A 19,268-nucleotide genomic window follows, 5' to 3' on the forward strand; every position below is an offset into this window, starting at 1 on the left:
GCGTGGGGCACGGGGCACGGCGGGGCGGCGGGGCGACGGGGCGACGGGACGCGCGGGGCGGGGCGTTGCGTTCGGCGCGTGGCGGACCTGGGCGGAAGGGGGTGGGTGTCGGTGGACGGGGATAGGCTTGTAGTCGTGCACCCCCCGTCCGGCTGGACGAGGGGCCGCCGTCGTGTGCGTCGGCTCCCTGGAAGGATTCCCTTGCTCACCGGTCTGTTCTCCGCCGCCCTGGCCGACCCCGGGCTGACCCGGGCGCGTGACCTGGCGCGCTCCGGTGCCGCCCAGGTCGACGGCCTCGACATCACCGCTCCGGCGGCGTTGCGCCCGTTCGCGGTCGCCGCCGTCGCGGCCGACCCTGACGGCACCGCGGGTGGGGCCGGGCGACCGGTGCTGGCCGTTACCGCCACCACCCGCGAGGCCGACGACCTGGCCGCCGCCCTGGGTGGGCTGCTGCCGGCCGACCAGGTGGTGGTCTTCCCCTCCTGGGAGACGCTGCCGCACGAGCGGCTCTCGCCCCGCTCCGACACGGTGGGTCGACGGCTGGCCGTGCTGCGCCGCCTGGCGCACCCGGAGTCGACAGACGCGCACGGCGGCACCGGGCCGCTGCGGGTGGTCGTGGCCCCGATTCGTTCGCTGCTCCAACCGCAGCTCAAGGGGCTCGGCGACCTGGAGCCGGTGCAGCTCGCCGCAGGCGAGGAGGCCGACCTCGAAGAGGTCGCCCACCGCCTTGTCGACATGGCGTACGCCCGGGTCGACCTGGTCACCAAGCGCGGTGAGTTCGCGGTGCGCGGCGGCATCCTGGACGTCTTCCCGCCGACCGACGAGCACCCGTCCCGGGTCGAGTTCTGGGGCGACGAGGTGGAGGAGATCCGCACCTTCGCCGTCGCCGACCAGCGCACCATCGAGCAGGTGCCGCTGCTGTGGGCGCCGCCCTGCCGGGAGCTGCTGCTGACCCCGGCGGTGCGGGAGCGGGCCGCCGCGCTCGCCGAGCAGCACCCCGAGCTGGCCGAGATCCTGGACAAGCTGGCCGAGGGCATCCCGGTGGAGGGGATGGAGTCCCTCGCTCCGGTGCTTGTCGGCCCCGACTCACTTGAGCTGCTGCTGGACGCCATGCCGGCCGGCACCCACGTGCTGCTGTGCGACCCGGAGCGGATCCGCACCAGGGCGCACGACCTGGTGCGTACCTCGGAGGAGTTCCTGCAGGCCAGCTGGGCCGCCGCCGCGGTCGGCGGTCAAGCCCCGGTGGACGTCGGCGCCGCCGCCTTCCGCACCCTCGGCGAGGTACGCGCCGCCGCGGGCAAGCTCGGCCAGCCATGGTGGACGCTGTCCCCGTTCGGTCTGGTGGAGGGGGAGACCGCCGAGACGCGGCAGCCCTGGGAGGACGCGCCGGAGCAGGCCGCCGTAACCCCGGACGACGCCATCGCGGTGACCCTGTCCGCCCAGCCGGCGCCGCTCTATCACGGTGAGACCTCGCGGGTGGTCGACGACCTCAAGCGCTGGGCCGGCGAGGGCTGGTCGATCGCGCTGGTGTTCGAGGGGCACGGCCCCGCCCAACGGGCGGTGGAGGTGCTGCGCGACGCCGGGCTGGGTGCCCGGTTGACCGAGGAGGTGCCGACCGCACCCGCCCCCGGCGAGCTGGTGGTCACCTGCGGCGCGCTGAGCAGCGGGTTCGTCGACGAGGCATCCCGCTTCGTGCTGCTCACCGGCAACGACGTGACAGGCGGTCGGGGCACCTCGACGCGGGACATGCGCAAGATGCCGAGCCGGCGGCGCAACACCATCGACCCGCTGGAGTTGAAGGCCGGCGACCACGTGGTGCACGAGCAGCACGGCATCGGCCGGTACGTCGAGTTGGTGCAGCGCACCGTCAACGGCGCCAGCCGCGAATACCTGGTCATCGAGTACGCGGCGAGCAAGCGGGGTCAGCCGGGCGACCGGCTGTTCGTGCCGACCGACCAGCTCGACCAGCTCTCCCGCTACGTCGGCGGCGAGCAGCCGACCCTGCACAAGATGGGCGGCTCGGACTGGCAGAAGTCCAAGGCCCGCGCCCGCAAGGCGGTCCGGGAGATCGCCGCCCAGCTCATCCAGCTGTACGCCGCCCGCAAGGCGTCCAAGGGCCACTCGTTCGGCCCGGACACGCCGTGGCAGCGGGAGCTGGAGGACGCGTTCCCGTGGCAGGAGACGCCGGACCAGCTCGCCGCGATCGACGAGGTCAAGCGGGACATGGAGCAGACCGTCCCGATGGACCGGCTGATCTGCGGCGACGTCGGCTACGGCAAGACCGAGATCGCGGTCCGGGCGGCGTTCAAGGCGGTGCAGGACGGCAAGCAGGTGGCGGTGCTGGTGCCGACCACGCTGCTGGTGCAGCAGCACTACAACACGTTCGCCGAGCGGATGAGCCAGTTCCCGGTGCAGATCCGGCAACTGTCGCGGTTCCAGACCCCGAAGGAGACCGAGCGGACGCTGGAGATGGTCGCCGACGGCACCGTCGACATCGTCATCGGCACCCACCGGCTGTTGCAGACGGCCACCCGGTTCAAGCAGCTCGGGCTGGTGATCGTCGACGAGGAGCAGCGCTTCGGTGTCGAGCACAAGGAGCACCTGAAGACGCTGCGCGCGTCCGTCGACGTGCTGAGCATGTCGGCCACCCCGATCCCGCGCACCCTGGAGATGGCCATCACCGGCATCCGGGAGATGTCCACTATCGCCACCCCGCCGGAGGAGCGGCACCCGGTGCTGACCTTCGTGGGCGCGCAGGACGACCGGCAGGTGGCGGCGTCCATCCACCGTGAGTTGCTCCGTGACGGGCAGGTCTTCTACCTGCACAACCGGGTCGAGTCGATCGACCGGGCGGCGCGGCGGCTGCGGGAGCTGGTGCCCGAGGCGCGAGTCGCCGTGGCGCACGGCCAGATGAGCGAAGAGGCCCTGGAGAAGGTGATGGTCGGCTTCTGGGAGAAGGAGTTCGACGTCCTGGTCTGCACGACGATCGTGGAGTCGGGCATCGACATCCCGAACGCCAACACCCTGATCGTGGAGCGGGCCGACCTGCTCGGCCTGGCCCAACTGCACCAGATCCGGGGCCGGGTCGGCCGGGGTCGGGAGCGGGCGTACGCGTACTTCCTCTACCCGCCGGAGAAGCCGCTCACCGAACACGCCCACGAGCGGCTGGCGACCATCGCCCAGCACACCGAGTTGGGCGCCGGCATGTACGTGGCGATGAAGGACCTGGAGATCCGGGGCGCCGGCAACCTGCTCGGCGGCGAGCAGTCCGGGCACATCGAGGGCGTCGGCTTCGACCTGTACGTGCGGATGGTCGGCGAGGCGGTCTCCGCGTTCAAGGGTGAGCGGTCGGAGGACGAGCCGGACGTCAAGATCGACCTGCCGATCGACGCGCACCTGCCGCACGACTACGTGAGCGTGGAACGGCTGCGCCTGGAGATGTACCGCAAGCTGGCCGAGGCCCGCGACGAGGAGCGGCTGGGCGAGGTGGTCGCCGAGATGACCGACAGGTACGGCGAGCCGCCGGCCCCGGTGCAGAACCTGGTGGAGGTGGCCCGGTTCCGCCTGCTGGCCCGCCGGTACGGCCTCACCGACGTGTCAATGCAGGGCAAGCACGTCCGGTTCGGCCCGCTGCCGTTGCCGGATTCGAAGCAGCTGCGGCTCAAGCGCTACCACCCGGACGCCGTCTACAAGCTGGCCACCGACCAGGTGAGCGTGCCCCGCCCGAGCACCCGTCGGGTCGGTGGCGAGCCGCTGCGTGACCAGGCGCTGCTCCAGTGGTGCGCGCAGTTGCTCTCCGATGTGCTGGGTGCCCCCGCCCCGCTCGCCGTCGCGGCGGGATGAGGTGGGGGCCGGGATGAGGTGGGGCCGGGTTGCGGTGGGGGCCGTCACAGCACGGACGAGGGCATGAGAGAGTGACGGGCATGCGTGCTCGTCGTGTGATCGTCGCCGCCAGCGTCGCGGCGCTGGGTGTCCTCTCCCTCGCCGCCTGCGGCAGGTCCGCGCCGGACGTCGCCGCGTACGTCGGTGACACCACCTACTCGTTGAAGCGGGTCGACGCGATCTACGCCGATGTGCAGGCGAAGTACGGCGACGCGGTCCGGCAGCAGGGTGCTCAGGCGGGGGCGACGCCGTCGCCGGAGCAGTTGCGCTCCACCGTCACCCGGCAGGACGTGGTCGACCTGCTCATCAGCCTGGACCTGGGCAAGCGGGTGGTGGCGGCGAAGAACGTGCAGGTGACCGACCAGATCACCGCAGAGCAGATCGAGCAGAGCCTGCGGGTGCCGGCGACCACCGAGTACGCGAAGCTCTGGGCCGAGTGGGCAGACCTGTCCGCGGTGCTCAGCCAGCAGCTGCCACCGGCCGAGCTGAGCGACGAATCGCTGATGGCCGTCTACGACGCCCTGGTGAAGGTCGACGCGATCCCGGCCGGAATGCCGGTGAGCGACGTCCGCCAGGCGTTCGGCGACGGTGGTTTCGTCCGCAGCGCCACCGCGTTGAGCGCCGTGCTCGAAGAAGAGGCGACCCGGGCCAAGGTCTCGATCAACCCGCGCTTCCGGGCGGTCGGGGTGCCGTCGACTGTGAACAAGGGCCAGACGCCGGTCTTCTACTCACTGCCCTACATCAACGAGGACGGTCCGGTCACCGACATCTCCACCCCCGAAGCGGTGCCGTCGACCGGCTCCCCGAGTGCCGATGGCCCGGCGCCGGACCAGGGCACGGCCAGCTGAGCATGACGGCACGGATCGTCCTGCTTGTCACCTCACCCCGGTTGCCGGCCGGCCTGTTGACCTCCGCGGCCTGGGACGTCGTACGCCAGCACCCGGTGTTGACCGGCGCGGAGAGCGAGTTGGCCACGGCCGTGCGCCAGGCGGGCGCCGAGGTCACAGTGGTGGACGGTCCGGCGACGCAGCCGCTGCTGGACGCGGTGGCCACCCACGGCACTGCTGTGTGGTTGGCCGGCCCCGCGGGTGACGAGGCGCTGGCCCGCGAGTTGGGTCTGCGGCTGGCCCGGCAGCCCGGGTTGGCCGAGATGGAGTTGATGTACGGCTCGTGGGACCCGCCGGGCGCCCGGCTGCTCGACGCGGTGGCCGTGCTGGACCGACTCGCCTCACCGGGTGGCGACCCGTGGAAGCGGGCGCAGACGCACCGCAGCCTCGCCGGTTACCTGCTTGAGGAGAGTTACGAGGCGTACGACGCGATAAGCGCCGACGACACCGACGCGCTGCGCGAGGAGTTGGGCGACGTGCTGTTGCAGGTGGTCCTGCACGCGCGGCTCGCCGAGGAGTTGCCCGAGGACGAGCGGTGGACCATCGACGACGTGGCGGGTGGCCTGGTCGACAAGATGATCAGGCGCAACCCGCACGTCTTCGCCGGGGCGCAGGCGGGCACGCTCGAGGAGATCACCGAGAACTGGGAGCGGATCAAGCGGGCGGAGAAGGCACGGAGTTCGGTGCTGGACGGGGTGGCCCTGAGCCAGCCCGCGCTGGCCCTTGCCGCGCAGATCCTGGCCCGCGCCGCCCGCGCCGGTCGAGCGGTCCCGCCGCCACTTGCCGACAGCCAGGTGGACCCGGAAGCGCGGCTGGGCGCCAGCCTGCTGGCGACTGTCGCGGCAGCCCGTGAGGCGGGAATCGACCCGGAGGCGGCCCTTCGCCGCGCCACCCTCGCCTACGCCGAGGCCGTGCGCGCCGCCGAATCCGACTCACCGCCGCCGGATCTCCCCGCCCCCTGACCTGGCGGCGGGCGGCTCAGGGGCGTCGTCCGGTCACCAGGTTGGCGACCGCCTCCGGGCCGGTGCCGATCCGCCGGCACTCGGTGCCGAAGAGCATGAACACCGTGGAGTCCTCGTCGATGGCGAGGATGGCGTGCCCGCCACCGGCGTCACCGATCGGGTAGAGCACCCCGTGAGCCGGGCAGCCGAGAGCACGGAACCAGTCCCGGCGGCCCGCGCCGTTGCGGGGATCCAGCTCGAAGGTGACCGAGGCGACGTCCTGCCCGCGGTCACGGCGTTGGGGCACGTTGAGCCCGCCGAACTCGCCGAGGAAGCGCGCTGCCGCGGCATGCAGGTGGAAGCCACTGCCATCGGCCAGTTGCCGAGCCCAGTCGCGCAGGTCGATCTGCCGGTCGGGCCGCCAGCCGGCGGCGGTCAGGTGCGCGACGACCTCCGACGCCCAGTCGTGTGCCTCGGCCATCGCCCGCCCCTTCTGCGATCCGGTACCTCGGAGAGCGACGCTCACCTGCTGGATCAGCGCGTCCACCCGCTCCGCAGCCGACCTGACGTCGCCGGTGGATGAGGCTATCCACAACCGGCGGACCAGTCAGCCCCGTGCCGGTGGCCGACCGCTCGACCGGACGTACCGGGGGTTGCTGCGGCGGATCGGGTCAGAGGTGCCGTCTAGGGTCGGGGCATGGAGTCCTTCGTGCCTTTGGCTGAGCGGATCGTCGACGCGGTGTTGGAGAGCCGGCCCGGCCTCGCCACCTCCGTGGGGGACCACAGTTACGACGACCGACTGCCGGACCTCTCCGCCGACGGGGTCGCCGCCGACCGGGCGATGCTCAAGGAGGCCGCCGACGCGCTCTCCGACATCGATCCCGCTGCTCTGGACCTCGCCGAGCAGGTCGACCACGCGCTGCTCAGCTCCCTCGTCGACAGGGGGTTGTTCGAGTCGACCGAGATGCGGGCCCACGAGTGGGACCCGCTGGCGCACAATCCTGGCCCGCTCCTGCACGCCCTCCTCGCCCGCCCGTTCGCGCCGGTGGAGGTCCGGCTGACCAGCCTCGCCGGTCGACTCGCCGCCGTACCGGACGCTCTCGCCACCGCCCGCGCGACGCTGCGGGACATGCCGCGGATCCACGCCGAGACGGCGGTCGGGCAGTTCACCGGCACGGCGGCGCTGATCCGCGACGAGGTGCCGGCGCTGCTCGCCCAGGCGCCGCACACCCTCGACCGGGTCGAGCCGGCGGCGACCGCGGCGATCGCCGCGCTTGAGGAGTTCGTCGCCTGGCTGCGGGCCGGCCTGGCCGCCGACGCCGCCCCGGGCCGTGATCCGCGTCTGGGCCGCCGCCGCTGGGAGGCCCGCCTCTGGCACACCCTCGACACCGAGTTGGGCGCCGCCGAGATCCAGCGCCGCGCCTGGGCCAACCTGGACCGGGTCACCACCGAGATCCGGGAGGCGGCCGTCGAGCTGGTCGGCGGCCCCGCCGACGACGCGGCCGTCCGCCGGGCACTCGACCTGCTCGCCGCCGAGCACCCGGACGACGGGACCATCGTCGACCTGGCCAGCAGCACGCTCGACGAGGCCACCGACTTCGTCCGCGCGCACGACCTGGTCACCCTCGTCGACGACCGGTGCGTGATCCAGGAGATGCCGGAGTTCGCCAGGGGCGTCGCGGTGGCCTACTGCGACTCGCCAGGTCCGCTGGAGACCGCCCCCGTGCCCACCTTCTACTGCATCGCGCCGACCCCCTCGGACTGGTCGGCGCAGCGGGTCGAGTCGTTCTACCGGGAGTACAACGACCACATGATCCGCAACCTGACCGTGCACGAGGCGATGCCGGGGCACTTCCTCCAGCTCGCCCACGCCCGCCGCTACGTCGGTGCCACCCGGGTCCGGGCCCTGGCCGAGTCCGGGCCGTTCATCGAGGGCTGGGCGGTGTACGCGGAGGAGGTGATGGCCGGGCTCGGCTTCGGCGGCCTCCCGGTCCGGTTGCAGCAACTCAAGATGCAGCTCCGGATGACCATCAACGCGTTGCTCGACCAGTTGGTGCACGCCGAGGACCTGCCCGAGGCCGAGGCGATGGCGCTGATGACCCAACGCGGTTTCCAGGAGGAGGGCGAGGCGGCCGGCAAGTGGCGTCGGGCGCTGCTCACCTCCACCCAGCTCTCCACCTACTTCGTCGGGTACAGCGAGATGGCCGAGATCGCCGCGGCCCGCCCGGACGGGGTGTCGGTCCGCGACTGGCACGACGCGATGCTGGCCCACGACTGCCCGCCCCCGCGCCACCTGCGCACGCTGCTCGGTCTCTGAGCGCCCCGCCCCGATCGGCCCGCCGGGCGCGGACATCGCCGCGCCCGGCGGGGTCAATGCCGCCGGGCGGTCACCGTCGCGTCGATCAGCCAGCGCGAGATGGAGTACGCGGGCGGCAGTTCCGCCGGCAGCGCATCCAGGCCGAACCAGCGGGCCTCGGTCAGCTCCCGCCCGTCTACCACCGGCTCGGCGTGCGGGTCGGCGGCGGTGGCGGTGAAACCGGCGAGCAGCACGCCGGGGCCGGAGAGGGCCCACGGCTGGCTGCCGAAGTAGGTCGGTGGGTCGAGGCTCAGCCCGACTTCCTCGCGGACCTCGCGGTGCGCGGCGGCCTCCAGCGCCTCGCCGGCCTCGACGAAACCGGCGACCAGCGCCCACAGCCCGGTCGGTCCGGTGGCGTGCCGCACCAGCAGCAGCTCGTCGGGTTGGCCGGCCGGACCGGGCCGGGTGATCGCGACAAGCACCGCTGCGGAGAGCTGCATCGGCACGTACAGGCCGCAGTCGGGGCAGCGCCGGGACGACTCGCCGGGGACGTCGGCCAGCTCGGCCCGGCAGGCCCCGCACCACCTGTGGGTACGCCGCCAGGTGACCACGGCCAACGCCCGGCCGGCGAGCGTGGCGTGTGGCTCCGGCACCTCGCCGGCGAGCGCGGCCCAGCCCCGCGCCCGGCCGGGCAGCTCGTCGGCGGTGGACACGTCGGTGGCCCACGCGGGTGTTCCTTCGAGGGTGCCCAGCGGCACCCAGTCGGTGTCGGCGGGCAGGTCAGCGACCCGCAGCAGCCCGCCGGCGGAGCTGGTCAGCACCTTCGCGCCGGTCACCGGCAGGGCCAGATCACCGGCGGCCGGCGGCCGGCTCCGGTCTGCCCCCGGCAGGAACCCGCCGGGTGGCGTGGCGGGCAGGAACCCGCCGGGTGGCGTGGCGGACGCGGGCCCGCCGTGTGCTGCGGCGGACGCGGACCCGAGGGCCGGCCCGGTCACGCGCCGCCCGGCCGGCGGTCGACCACACCGGCCCCGGCCGGCACGTCGAACGCGCTGTTGTCCACACTTTCGGTGTAGCGGCTCAGCGCGAGCTCCATGGGCTTGCCGTCGATCGGGCCGGTGAAGCTGCCGAGCACGCCCTCGGTGGTCACGCAGGCGGTGAAGTCGCCGGACGACGAGCCCTGCACCTCGACGCAGGCGGCGTGGTGCCCGGCGACAGTGCTGTCGCTCTGCTTGATGACCGCCTGCGGGTCGAGGGCGGCGGCGGTCAGCAGCCCGACCACCACCGGTGGGGTGGCGAGGCCCTGCTGGTTGGCCTCACCGAAGAGCGTCACGGTGGGCTTGCTTCCCGGGGTCGGCGGGGCGACGAGCGTGCACTCGGGGCGGGCGCCGGTCGTCGTACACCGGGTGATCGCCTCCGGGGTGACGGTGAGTCGCCCGCCCGGATAGGTGTACGCGGACCGGGCCGGATCCTGCGCCTGCACGATCGCGGCGCTCTGGCCGCCCGGGAGTTGGTAGTCGGCCGAGTAGGTCAGCTCCAGCGCCCGGTCCAGCCGGGCGGCGAGGTCGTTGACGAGTTCCGAGCGGCCCATGGCGACTCCGGCGTCCTCGAATGTCTGACAGCCGGTGACCGTGAGCGACGCGATGACCGACACGGCGAGCATGCGGAGGGTGGTCGAGGCGGCGGGCATGCCGACCAGCCTGGTGGATCTGGTCCGCGCAGCGCAAACCCGTTGCCGGTTGACGCCCGGAAATCCGGGAATGTCCGGCAGCGTGGGGCGAGTCGGGTGCGCGGGCGACGCCGTGCCCGTTCGCGCGGCCCGATACGCTGCGTTCAACACCTGCCTCAGCCGCACCGTCGCGGCCCACCCACGGACCGGATCACAACAACGAGGAGCGACTTAGTGGCAACCATCGAGGGAATCGTCGCCCGGGAGATCCTCGACTCGCGGGGCAACCCGACGGTCGAGGTCGAGGTCGGCCTGGACGACGGCACGGTCGCCCGCGCCGCCGTGCCCTCCGGCGCCTCCACCGGCGCCTTCGAGGCGATCGAGCTGCGCGACGGTGACGCCGACCGCTACCAGGGCAAGGGCGTGGAGAAGGCGGTCTCCAACGTCGAAGACAAGATCGTCGACCAGATCATCGGGTACGAGGCCAGCGAGCAGCGGCTGATCGACCAGAAGATGCTCGACATCGACGGCACGGACAGCAAGTCGGAGCTGGGCGCGAACGCCATCCTCGGGGTCTCCCTGGCGGTGGCGAAGGCCGCTGCCGGCAGCGCCGAGCTGAGCCTCTTCCGTTACCTGGGCGGCCCGAACGCCCACCTCCTGCCGGTGCCGATGATGAACATCCTCAACGGTGGCGCGCACGCCGACTCGAACGTCGACATCCAGGAGTTCATGATCGCGCCGATCGGCGCTCCGACCTTCCGGGAGGCGCTGCGCTCGGGCGCGGAGGTCTACCACGCGCTGAAGTCGGTCCTGAAGAAGAAGGGCCTGTCGACCGGGCTCGGCGACGAGGGTGGTTTCGCGCCGAACCTGCCGACCAACGCGGCAGCCCTGGACCTGATCGCCGAGGCGGTCGAGAAGGCCGGTTACCGGCTCGGCACCGACATCGTGTTCGCGCTCGACGTGGCGGCGACCGAGTTCTTCGACAACGGCACGTACACCTTCGAGGGTGCCGCGAAGTCCGCCGAGGACATGAGCAACTACTACACGAAGCTGGCCGGCGACTACCCGATCGTGTCGATCGAGGACCCGCTGGCGGAGGACGACTGGAGTGGCTGGCAGACGCTCACCGCCTCGATCGGTGACCGGGTGCAGATCGTCGGCGACGACCTGTTCGTGACCAACCCGCAGCGCATCGCCCGCGGCATCGCGGAGAAGTCCGCGAACGCGGTCCTGGTCAAGGTCAACCAGATCGGTTCGCTCACCGAGACCCTGGACGCGGTGGACCTGGCCCACCGGGCCGGCTTCAAGTGCATGATGAGCCACCGTTCCGGCGAGACCGAGGACACCACGATCGCCGACCTGGCGGTGGCCACCGGCTGCGGCCAGATCAAGACCGGCGCACCGGCCCGCTCGGACCGCGTCGCGAAGTACAACCAGCTGCTCCGGATCGAGGAGGAGCTGGCCGACGCGGCGCGCTACGCCGGCGCCGGCGCGTTCCCGCGCTACCGTTCGGCCTGAGCGCGCGAAGCCTCGGGGGAGGGGTGTGACGATGCAGCAGCGCCGCACACCGGGTGGTCAACGTCCCGCCCGCCGGCCGGGTCAGTCCGGCCGGCCGGGCGGTGGCCGGGCCACCCGTGGATCGGTCCGCGAGACCGGCGTCCGCGCCGAGCCGCGCGCGGGCGGTCGCGCACCGGGTGCTGCCCGGGGCGCCGAGGGCGTGCGCTCCGCGAATCGTCCGGGCGCCGCTCGGCGTACTGCCGCCGGTGGTGCCGTCAAACGGCTCACCGCACCCCACCCCCGTCGCTTCACCGGTCGGGCCACAGTGCTGTTCGCGGTCCTGATCGCGCTCGCGCTGGCCTACACCTATCCGGTCCGGGTCTACCTCGACCAGCAGGCCGACATCGAGCGGATGGAGGCGGCCCAGGCGGTGCAGGAGGCGGAGATCGCCAAGCTGGCCGCCGAGGCCGCCAACTGGAAGGACCCGGCGTACATCAAGACGCAGGCCCGGGAGCGGTTCTTCCTGGGCCCGCCGGGCGAGAAGATGATGGTGGTGCTGCACGACCCGGAGGGCGCCGCCCGGGACGCCGGGAAATTGGCCGGTTCGGCCGCCCCGGCCGGGCCATCGACCTGGTACGACACGCTCTGGTCGAGCGTGCAGGCGGCGGACAGCCAACAGCCGGGCAAGTGATCCACCGATCAGCACACCAGGAGAGATGGGCACCGTGACTGTCGTACCACCGTCGGAGCCGGCGGCGGATTCCGTACCCCTGCCGCAGCGTGAGCCGGCCACCGAGGCCGACCTGGCCGCCGTGGCCGCGCAGCTCGGCCGCACGCCCCGGGGCACCCGGGCGGTGGCGCACCGCTGCCCGTGTGGACTCCCGGACGTGGTGGAGACGACCCCCCGCCTCGCCGACGGCACGCCGTTTCCCACGCTCTACTACCTGACCTGCCCCCGGGCCACAGCTGCGTGCAGCCGGCTGGAGTCGGCGGGGCTGATGAAGGAGATGGCGGACCGGCTGACGACGGACCCCGAGTTGGCCGCCCACTACCGGGCCGCGCACGAGGACTACCTCGCCCGCCGCGAGGCGATCGGCGAGGTGGCGGAGATCGCCGGCATCTCGGCGGGCGGCATGCCGGGCCGGGTCAAGTGCCTGCACGTGCACCTGGGGCACGCGCTGGGCGCCGGCCCCGGGGTCAACCCGTTCGGGGACGAGACGTTGGAACTGGTCGAGCCCTGGTGGACGGCGGGCCCGTGCGTGGACGTCCCGGCGGGCGAGTGAACGCGCAGACGGCGGATCAAATCACGGTACGGCGGGCTCGCACCGGCGACGTGCGCGGCATTCGGCGGCTCGTCGACACCTACACGAACGACCGGCGACTGTTGAGCAAGGCGACAGTCACCCTCTACGAGCAGGTGCAGGAGTTCCGGGTCGCGGTCCGGGCCGAGGACGACGTCGTGGTGGGCTGCGGCGCGGTGCACGTCATGTGGGAGGACCTGGCCGAGATCCGCACGGTGGCCGTGGACCCGTCCTGTCGGGGCCGGCGCATCGGGCACCGGCTGGTCGGCGAGCTGATCGACGCGGCCCGGGAGTTGGGCGTGGCGCGGATCTTCGTGCTCACCTTCGAGACGCAGTTCTTCGGCGCGTTCGGTTTTCGGGAGATCGACGGCGCACCGGTGCCGCAACCGGTGTACGAGCAGCTGCTGCGCTCGTACGACGAGGGTGTCGCGGAGTTCCTGGATCTGGAGCGGGTGAAGCCGAACACCCTCGGCAACACCCGGATGCTGCTGCGGCTGTAGTCAGGCCCTGCGCGGGTGCGCCGCGAAGAACTGCCACATCAGGTCGGTGGCCGACAAGCCCGCGGACGATGCGGCGAGCGAACCGGTCTTCGCCCCCGGCCAGCTGTGGCCCATCTCGGGCAGGGTGTAGACGCTCACCTCGCTGCCGTCCGCGCAGCCCGCCACCGTGTGCGTCACGCCCGCCACCCCGGACGCCTTCGGGCTCGGCCGGCAGGTGAGCCGCTGCTGCCAGGTCTGCATGCCGGTCTGGAACGTCGAGGCGTACCGGTCCTGGCCGCCGATGAAGGTGATCACGGAGACCGGGCGCTTCGGCACGTAGTCCGCGGCCGTGGTCAGCTGTCCGCTGTAACCACCGCTCACCACCCCGATCGCGGCGAACGTGCCGGTGCTCTCCACCGCCGCCCGGAAGCTCATGTCGCCGCCGTTCGAGATGCCGGTGAGGAAGACCCGGTTGGGGTCGGCGTGCCAGGTCTGCACCAGGTGCTCGGTGAGGGCGGTGAGAAAGCCGACGTCGTCGGCCTTGCCGCAGCAGACCAGCGCGTTGAAGCCGCCGTCCACCCCGTCGGGGTAGGCCACCAGCACGTCGTCCTTGTCGGCCTTGGCGTCCAGACCGGCCAGCTCCCGCATCGAGGAGGCGCTTCCGGGATAGAAGTGCAACGCGATGACCAGCGCGGGCGACCGGCTCGGCTCGTACCCGGGTGGCGCGTGCAGCAGGTAGGTGCGGTCCAGGCCGTTGTGGCTGAGGGTGAGGTCGTGGTCGCCCGGGGCGGGCCGTTCACTCGGCGGCGGGGATGCGGTTGGCGGGGCCGGCGCGGGCCGCCCCCGCTCACCACAGGCCGTAGCCATGACAGTCACGCAGACCGCCGTCAACACCGCCGCCGTCCGCCGCACGTCGACCACCCCCCGTTCGACCCGAATCCACACTGGGGGCGGCCCGCTGGCGGATCAACCCTTTCGGCCCTGGGCGAAGGGAGGCAGGCTGTGACTCATGCTTCGTCTCCAGCTCGGGTCTGCCGACCTCTGCCGGGTGCGGTTCGCCGACCGGCTGCACCCGGTCGGCACCGCGCTGCTGGCCGGTCAGTGGTTACGGGACCCGACGGTTGCGGCGTTGGCACCGGCACTTGCCGACCGGGCGGCGGCGGTCGAGGGCACCGGCGCCGCGCGGGCCGCCACCGCGACGCTGCGGCACCTGCTGCCGGCCCGGGGGCGCCTGCCGGATTTCGTCACCCCGTTGTCCGGCCGGGAGTCGGTCGAGGCGGGCCTGGCGGCGATCCGGGCCACACCGGCACGGCGGATCCGTGCCGAGGCCACCGCCGCGTACGCGCACACGGCGGTCACCCCGCTACGGCGACGGTTCGCGGCTGCCGACCAGGAGGTGCTTGACCTGTTCGGCGGAGCCGTCCGGACCTGGTTCGACGCGGTCCTGGCCCCGCTCTGGCCCGAGCTGACCGGCGCGTACCGCCAGCAGGTGACCTGTGCCGGCCAGCGGCTGGCGCAGCATGGCCTGGACGGGCTCTTCGCGGGGTTGCACCCGATGATCCGGTGGCGGGAGCCGGTGCTCGAGGTGCGGACGTGGTGGAGCGGAAATCTGCCCGGCACCGGCCACGGGCTGACCCTGCTGCCCTCCCCGTTGGCCGGACCCCGCCCACGGGTGCTGGTGCAGCCCGGTCACCCGATCCTGCTTGTCTATCCGACGGTGCTGCCCACGCTCGGGGCAACCACCGAGGGTGATTCCCTCGGTCGGCTGCTCGGCGCCACCCGGGCGCTCGTGCTTCGTCGGCTGGCGGTCGACGGCGCGTTGACCACCACCGTGCTGTCCCGGGCCGTCGGGATCAGTCTCTCCTCGGCCTCGGAGCACGCCTCCGCGCTGCGGTCCGCCGGTCTGGTGGCCAGCGAGCGCGAGGGCGGGGCGGTTCGGCATCACCTGACCGCGCTCGGCGCGGCGTTGGCGAACTGCTCGTCCGCCGAATCACCCGACCGGCAGCCACCCGGCCAGGCAGCGGAGTGCGCGCCCGTCCTGCCGTAAGGTTGCTGCCGTGACAACGCGTGTGGCGGCCATCGACTGCGGGACCAACTCGATCCGGCTGCTGGTGGCCGACCTGCCCGACGCGTCGGCCGGGCCGCAGGCGCCGCTTGTCGACCTGACCCGGCGGATGGAGATCGTCCGGCTGGGGCAGGGCGTCGACAGCACCGGCCGGTTGGCCCCGGAGGCGATCGAACGGACCCGGGTGGCGCTGGCGTCGTACGCGGCGGACATCGAGAAGCTGGGTGCGCAGCGGGTGCGCATGTGCGCCACCTCGGCCTCCCGGGATGCCACGAACGCCGACGACTTCACCGAGATGGTGCGGGGCACGCTCGGCGTCACACCCGAGGTCGTCACCGGCGACGAGGAGGCCCGACTGTCGTTCACCGGCGCGGTGCGCGGCCTGCCAGCCGACGCGAAGGAGCCGTTCCTGGTCGTCGACATCGGCGGTGGCTCCACCGAGTTCGTGGTCGGTGACCGGGGCGCGGGGGTGCAGGCGGCGATCTCGGTGGACATCGGCTGTGTCCGGATGACCGAGCGGCACCTGCCCGCCGACCCGCCGACGTCCGACCAGGTCAAGGCGGCAGAGGCCGACATCGCGGCTGCGGTGGACCGGGCGCTCGCCGTGGTGCCCGGCCGCGCGGCGGCCACCCTGGTCGGCCTCGCCGGGTCGGTCACCACTGTGGTGGCCATCGCGCAGGGCCTGCGGGGGTACGAACCGGAGCGCATCCACCACGCCCGGGTGTCGTACGAGGCGGTTGCCCAGGTGACAGCGGACCTGCTGGGTCAGACCCGTGCGCAACGGTTGGCGAACCCGGTGATGCACCCCGGCCGGGCCGATGTGATCGGCGCGGGCGCGCTGGTGCTCCGCGTGATCATGGAGCGGGCCGGGATGCCGTCGGTGGTGGCCTCGGAGCACGACATCCTCGACGGCATCGCCTGGAGTCTCCAGCCCTCCGGGCGCTAGCCGAGCGCGTGATCGACTCGGTTTCGTAACGTCGGGGTGTCCGGGTCGGGTTGACGCCCCGACTTCCAGGAACCCGAGTGGATCACGCCAGCGCCCGTGCCGGCGCGTGTCGGGGCGACATCGTTGACGCTACTTCGCATTGCACAGTAGTGTGCAATGCGTGGACACCACACAGTTGCTGAAGGGCGTGCTCGACATGGCCGTCCTGGCCGTCCTCCGGGAGGAGGACGGCTACGGTTACGACATCCTGCGCCGGTTGCGTGAGGCCGGCCTGGAGGAGGTCGGCGACGCCTCGGTCTACGGGACGCTGCGCCGCCTCTTCGCCGCCGGTCTGCTCACCACCTACGTCGTGCCGAGCGAATCCGGGCCGCACCGCAAGTACTACTCACTGAACGCCGCGGGGCGGGACCAGTTGACCCGCTCCGGCAAGCTCTGGCGCTCGTTCGCCACCACAATGGACAGTCTGCTCGACGATCGGGGGATGGCGGCATGACCGTCGTGCAGCAGGAAATCACCGACTATGTGGCGCGGGTCCGGGCCGCCCTGGCCGACCTGCCGGCCACCCAACGCGACGAGCTGACCGAGGACCTCGCCGACCACCTCAGCGAGGTCGCCGCCGAGGCCGAGGGCACCCTCGTCGAGCGGCTGGGCGAGCCCGAGACGTACGCGGCCGAGCTGCGCGCCGCGGCCGGTGCCGCGCCGGGCAGTGGCGGGCGCAATCTCGACCAGCGGGTCGCTACCGCGATGGTCCGACTCCGCCGCCGCCTGAACGCGATCGACACCCAGTTCGGCCCACCCCTGGGGTACGCGACGGCCAGCGACTTCCTCCGTCTGTTGCGCCCGGGCTGGTGGGTGCTGCGCGGCTACCTGGCGGCGATGCTGGTCACCGTGATGAGCACCGGCGACAGTTTCGGTCTGCTGCCCCGCTTCGGTGGCGAGCTGCTGGCGGGCCTGATCATGCTGGTCGGCTTCGTCCTCGCCTCGATCTGGCTCGGTCGCCGGTCCGCCCAGCTGACCCGCTGGCCGCGCTCGGCGGTGCAGGTGGCCAGCGCGGTGCTTGTGATCTTCGCGCTCGTCGGGCTCGTCAACGCCGAGGGTCAGCACGCCAACGACTACTACTACGACCAGACCTCAACCGACAGCCAGTACGTCCGGGTCCGGGACGTCTTCGTCTACGACAGTGAGGGCCGGCTGGTGGAGAATGCCCGGCTCTTCGACCAGGACGGCAACCCGATCCGCCTGGGCTACCCGGACTGTGGTCCGGTCAGCGAGGACGGCAATCCGCTGCTGCGGCCGTACCCGTACTGCGTGGACCGGGCGCCCTTCGGCCCCCGCGGGCCGGCCGGGTCCGACCCCGCCGCGACGCTGCCCAGCACGCCGACGGCGGAGCCGACCAGCACGCCAACGGCGGAGCCGACAAGCACGCCGACGGCCGAGCCCACCAGCACGCCGACGCCGAGCGGAACGGCGACCGACCGACCCTCGGGGGAGCCGACCGCGACGCCGGCCGGCACGCCGAGCCCCACCCCGACGAGTTGATTTACGGTGTGAATTGGATCATGCGGGCGAGGCTGGAAAATAACTGAACGGACGAGGCGAGCGGGACGGCACCGGAAATCAATGATCGTTACGGTGTCGTCTGCTCATCAACCCCTCGGAAGGAACCCCCCGTGCCAGAGCAGGTCGCATCGCCACCCGCGTCCGACGCCGCACCGGCTGAGCCGGCCGTCGAGACGCAGCCGACCGAGCCGCAGGCGGCGGTGTCACGTCCGGCCGAGTCGGAGCCGCGCCCGGCCGAGCCGAAGTCGGCTGAGTCGAAGTCGGCTGAGTCGGAGTCGGCTGAGTCGAAGTCCGCTGAGTCGAAGTCCGTTGAGCCCGAGTCGGCTGAGTCGAAGTCGGCTGAGCCGAAGTCGGCTGAGGCGGAGTCCGCTGAGCCGGAGTCCGCTGAGGCGAAGTCGGCCGAGCCGGAGTCCGCTGAGCTGCAGTCGGCTGAGCTGCAGTCGGCTGAGCCGGAGGTGAAGAAGTCCGGTGCGACGAAGATCCTCGGCATCGTCGGCGCGGTCCTCGCGGTCGTCGTCGTCGCCGGCCTGAAGTTCGGTGTCGTCTCGGCGATCGCCAACGTCGTCAACAAGGACGAGACGGCTGCCGCCAAGGCCGGAGACTGCATCGCCGAGCTGCCCGAGGTCACCGGCACGAAGCAGGAGAAGGTCACCGACGCCCGGATCGTCGAGTGCAGCTCCACCGAGGCGGCGTACAACGTGGTTGGTCGGGTCAACGACCAGACCGAGGCCCAGGCCCGAGCCGACACCGCGTGCGAGCAGTACTTCAAGCCGGAAGAAGAGGGCTACATCTACTCAAGCATCTTGCCCGGCAAGACGGGCTACGTGCTCTGCCTGACCAAGAAGGCCTGACCAAGGGGCAACTCGACATCGACGGCGGCGGGGGCCTACCCCGCCGCCGTCGGCGTACCCGACGTCACCGGCGGGCAAACGGGAGGTGAATGCCACTGTTCCGGCGTCTTCCCGGCGGCGGCGCGGCATGGCAGGCTTTCGGCACTAGGACCACTGGGCGACCAGCCAACGATGACTGACCGCTAGGAGGACGGCCCATGGGCGAAATGGTGACCTACCGCAGCAACGGGGGTACGAGCGAGGGGTATCTCGCGATACCCGCCAGTGGCATGGCCAGCCCCGCCGTCATCGTCATCCAGGAATGGTGGGGCCTGGTTCCGCACATCCGGTCGGTTGCGGAGCGGTTCGCCGAGGCCGGCTTCGTCGCTCTCGCCCCGGACTTCTACCACGGGGAGACGACAAGCGAGCCGGACGAGGCGCAGCGGCTGCTGATGGCGATGCGGATGGACGAGGCGGCGAAGGACATCGCCGGCGCTGCCGACTATCTCGCCGGGCGGCCCGAGGTCACCGGTAAGGTCGGTGCGGTGGGCTTCTGCGCCGGTGGCAGCCTCGCGCTGTGGTCGGCCACCGTCTCCGAGCGGATCGTCGCTACCGCCGGTTTCTATCCGGTGCTGCCGTGGGAGTCGATGCGCCCCGACTGGGCCGACTACGCCGGCAAGGCCGCGGTCATCCACTGCTCCGAAGAGGACGGCACCTCGACCGCCGAGGGCATCCAGACGGCCCGCCGGGCCATCGAGGAAGCCGGCGGCGACTGCCACCTCTACGACTATCCGGGCACCTCGCACGCCTTCTTCAACGACGACCGACCGGAGGCGTTCGACCAGCGCGCCGCCGCCAGTGCCTGGGCCCGCACCCTCGAACTCTTCCGGGCCAAGCTTGGCTGAGTCGCGTACCCCC

18 protein-coding genes are annotated in these 19,268 nt (G+C 72.2%); 14 read left to right on the forward strand and 4 right to left on the reverse strand.

Translation table 11 applies throughout. The features are described 5' to 3' along the window. Nucleotides 1-201 precede the first annotated feature (201 nt). The 3 genes from mfd to AB0B86_RS14085 all read left to right on the forward strand — a co-directional run bounded on the left by mfd (nt 202) and on the right by AB0B86_RS14085 (nt 5,731). Nucleotides 202-3,843, forward strand: a complete 3,642-nt coding sequence (gene mfd, locus AB0B86_RS14075; protein ID WP_357418051.1) for a transcription-repair coupling factor — start codon at nt 202-204, stop codon at nt 3,841-3,843. An 80-nt stretch (nt 3,844-3,923) separates the two neighbouring features. After that, a complete protein-coding gene (locus tag AB0B86_RS14080; protein WP_357403565.1) occupies nt 3,924-4,730 on the forward strand; it encodes a hypothetical protein in 807 nt (268 codons plus the stop codon). A gap of 2 nt (nt 4,731-4,732) precedes the next feature. Then, the gene (locus AB0B86_RS14085; protein WP_357403563.1) at nt 4,733-5,731 is read left to right on the forward strand and encodes a nucleoside triphosphate pyrophosphohydrolase; all 999 of its coding nucleotides are present in this window, start codon (nt 4,733-4,735) and stop codon (nt 5,729-5,731) included. Nucleotides 5,732-5,747: 16 nt separating this feature from the next. On the opposite strand, the gene AB0B86_RS14090 is transcribed toward AB0B86_RS14085, so the two are convergent. After that, a complete protein-coding gene (locus tag AB0B86_RS14090; RefSeq protein ID WP_357418053.1) occupies nt 5,748-6,191 on the reverse strand; it encodes an SUKH-3 domain-containing protein in 444 nt (147 codons plus the stop codon). A 216-nt stretch (nt 6,192-6,407) separates the two neighbouring features. On the opposite strand from AB0B86_RS14090, the gene AB0B86_RS14095 reads away from it, so the two are divergent. After that, on the forward strand, nt 6,408-8,027 hold the full coding sequence (locus tag AB0B86_RS14095) for a DUF885 domain-containing protein (RefSeq protein WP_357418055.1): 1,620 nt from the start codon (nt 6,408-6,410) through the stop codon (nt 8,025-8,027). A gap of 53 nt (nt 8,028-8,080) precedes the next feature. On the opposite strand, the gene AB0B86_RS14100 is transcribed toward AB0B86_RS14095, so the two are convergent. Both AB0B86_RS14100 and AB0B86_RS14105 read right to left on the reverse strand, forming a co-directional pair. Then, nucleotides 8,081-9,001, reverse strand: coding sequence for an NUDIX domain-containing protein (locus tag AB0B86_RS14100; RefSeq protein WP_357418058.1), 921 nt, complete (start codon nt 8,999-9,001; stop codon nt 8,081-8,083). Further along, entirely contained in the window at nt 8,998-9,693 is a 696-nt protein-coding gene (locus AB0B86_RS14105; RefSeq protein WP_357403555.1) for a hypothetical protein, read from the reverse strand. The genes AB0B86_RS14100 and AB0B86_RS14105 overlap by 4 nt, the downstream gene beginning before the upstream one ends. Nucleotides 9,694-9,906: 213 nt before the next feature. On the opposite strand from AB0B86_RS14105, the gene eno reads away from it, so the two are divergent. The 4 genes from eno to AB0B86_RS14125 are packed head-to-tail and all read left to right on the forward strand — an operon-like array spanning nt 9,907 to nt 12,970. Then, nucleotides 9,907-11,190 carry a phosphopyruvate hydratase gene (gene eno, locus AB0B86_RS14110; RefSeq protein WP_357403553.1) on the forward strand — a complete coding sequence of 428 codons (1,284 nt, stop codon included), beginning with the start codon at nt 9,907-9,909 and terminating at the stop codon, nt 11,188-11,190. Nucleotides 11,191-11,221: 31 nt separating this feature from the next. Then, nucleotides 11,222-11,860 carry a septum formation initiator family protein gene (locus AB0B86_RS14115; RefSeq protein ID WP_357418061.1) on the forward strand — a complete coding sequence of 213 codons (639 nt, stop codon included), beginning with the start codon at nt 11,222-11,224 and terminating at the stop codon, nt 11,858-11,860. A 34-nt stretch (nt 11,861-11,894) separates the two neighbouring features. Then, nucleotides 11,895-12,452, forward strand: coding sequence for a DUF501 domain-containing protein (locus AB0B86_RS14120; RefSeq protein WP_357403549.1), 558 nt, complete (start codon nt 11,895-11,897; stop codon nt 12,450-12,452). Next, nucleotides 12,449-12,970, forward strand: coding sequence for an amino-acid N-acetyltransferase (locus AB0B86_RS14125; protein WP_357403547.1), 522 nt, complete (start codon nt 12,449-12,451; stop codon nt 12,968-12,970). Before AB0B86_RS14120 ends, AB0B86_RS14125 begins: the two co-directional genes overlap by 4 nt. Here the strand turns inward: AB0B86_RS14125 and AB0B86_RS14130 are convergent, their stop codons facing one another. Beyond that, nucleotides 12,971-13,861 (reverse strand): PHB depolymerase family esterase, encoded by an 891-nt coding sequence (locus tag AB0B86_RS14130; RefSeq protein WP_357403545.1) that lies wholly within the window; start codon nt 13,859-13,861, stop codon nt 12,971-12,973. A gap of 97 nt (nt 13,862-13,958) precedes the next feature. Here AB0B86_RS14130 and AB0B86_RS14135 point away from each other — a divergent pair, with 97 nt between their 5' ends. From AB0B86_RS14135 to AB0B86_RS14160, 6 genes are all read left to right on the forward strand, one after another. Beyond that, nucleotides 13,959-14,996: a helix-turn-helix domain-containing protein gene (locus tag AB0B86_RS14135; protein ID WP_357403543.1), complete on the forward strand. Its 1,038-nt coding sequence runs from the start codon at nt 13,959-13,961 to the stop codon at nt 14,994-14,996. Between the two features lie 22 nt (nt 14,997-15,018). After that, nucleotides 15,019-15,960, forward strand: a complete 942-nt coding sequence (locus tag AB0B86_RS14140) for a Ppx/GppA phosphatase family protein (protein WP_357403755.1) — start codon at nt 15,019-15,021, stop codon at nt 15,958-15,960. 160 nt (nt 15,961-16,120) lie between these two features. Continuing rightward, the gene (locus AB0B86_RS14145; RefSeq protein WP_030328782.1) at nt 16,121-16,453 is read left to right on the forward strand and encodes a PadR family transcriptional regulator; all 333 of its coding nucleotides are present in this window, start codon (nt 16,121-16,123) and stop codon (nt 16,451-16,453) included. Beyond that, the gene (locus AB0B86_RS14150; RefSeq protein WP_357403541.1) at nt 16,450-17,499 is read left to right on the forward strand and encodes a hypothetical protein; all 1,050 of its coding nucleotides are present in this window, start codon (nt 16,450-16,452) and stop codon (nt 17,497-17,499) included. The genes AB0B86_RS14145 and AB0B86_RS14150 overlap by 4 nt, the downstream gene beginning before the upstream one ends. Before the next feature lie 131 nt (nt 17,500-17,630). Beyond that, the gene (locus tag AB0B86_RS14155; RefSeq protein WP_357418063.1) at nt 17,631-18,371 is read left to right on the forward strand and encodes a hypothetical protein; all 741 of its coding nucleotides are present in this window, start codon (nt 17,631-17,633) and stop codon (nt 18,369-18,371) included. A gap of 197 nt (nt 18,372-18,568) precedes the next feature. Next, entirely contained in the window at nt 18,569-19,255 is a 687-nt protein-coding gene (locus AB0B86_RS14160; protein ID WP_357403537.1) for a dienelactone hydrolase family protein, read from the forward strand. The last annotated feature ends 13 nt before the right edge of the window (nt 19,256-19,268 follow it).

It is taken from the genome of Micromonospora sp. NPDC049047 (assembly GCF_040649135.1).
Taxonomy (GTDB): domain Bacteria; phylum Actinomycetota; class Actinomycetes; order Mycobacteriales; family Micromonosporaceae; genus Micromonospora.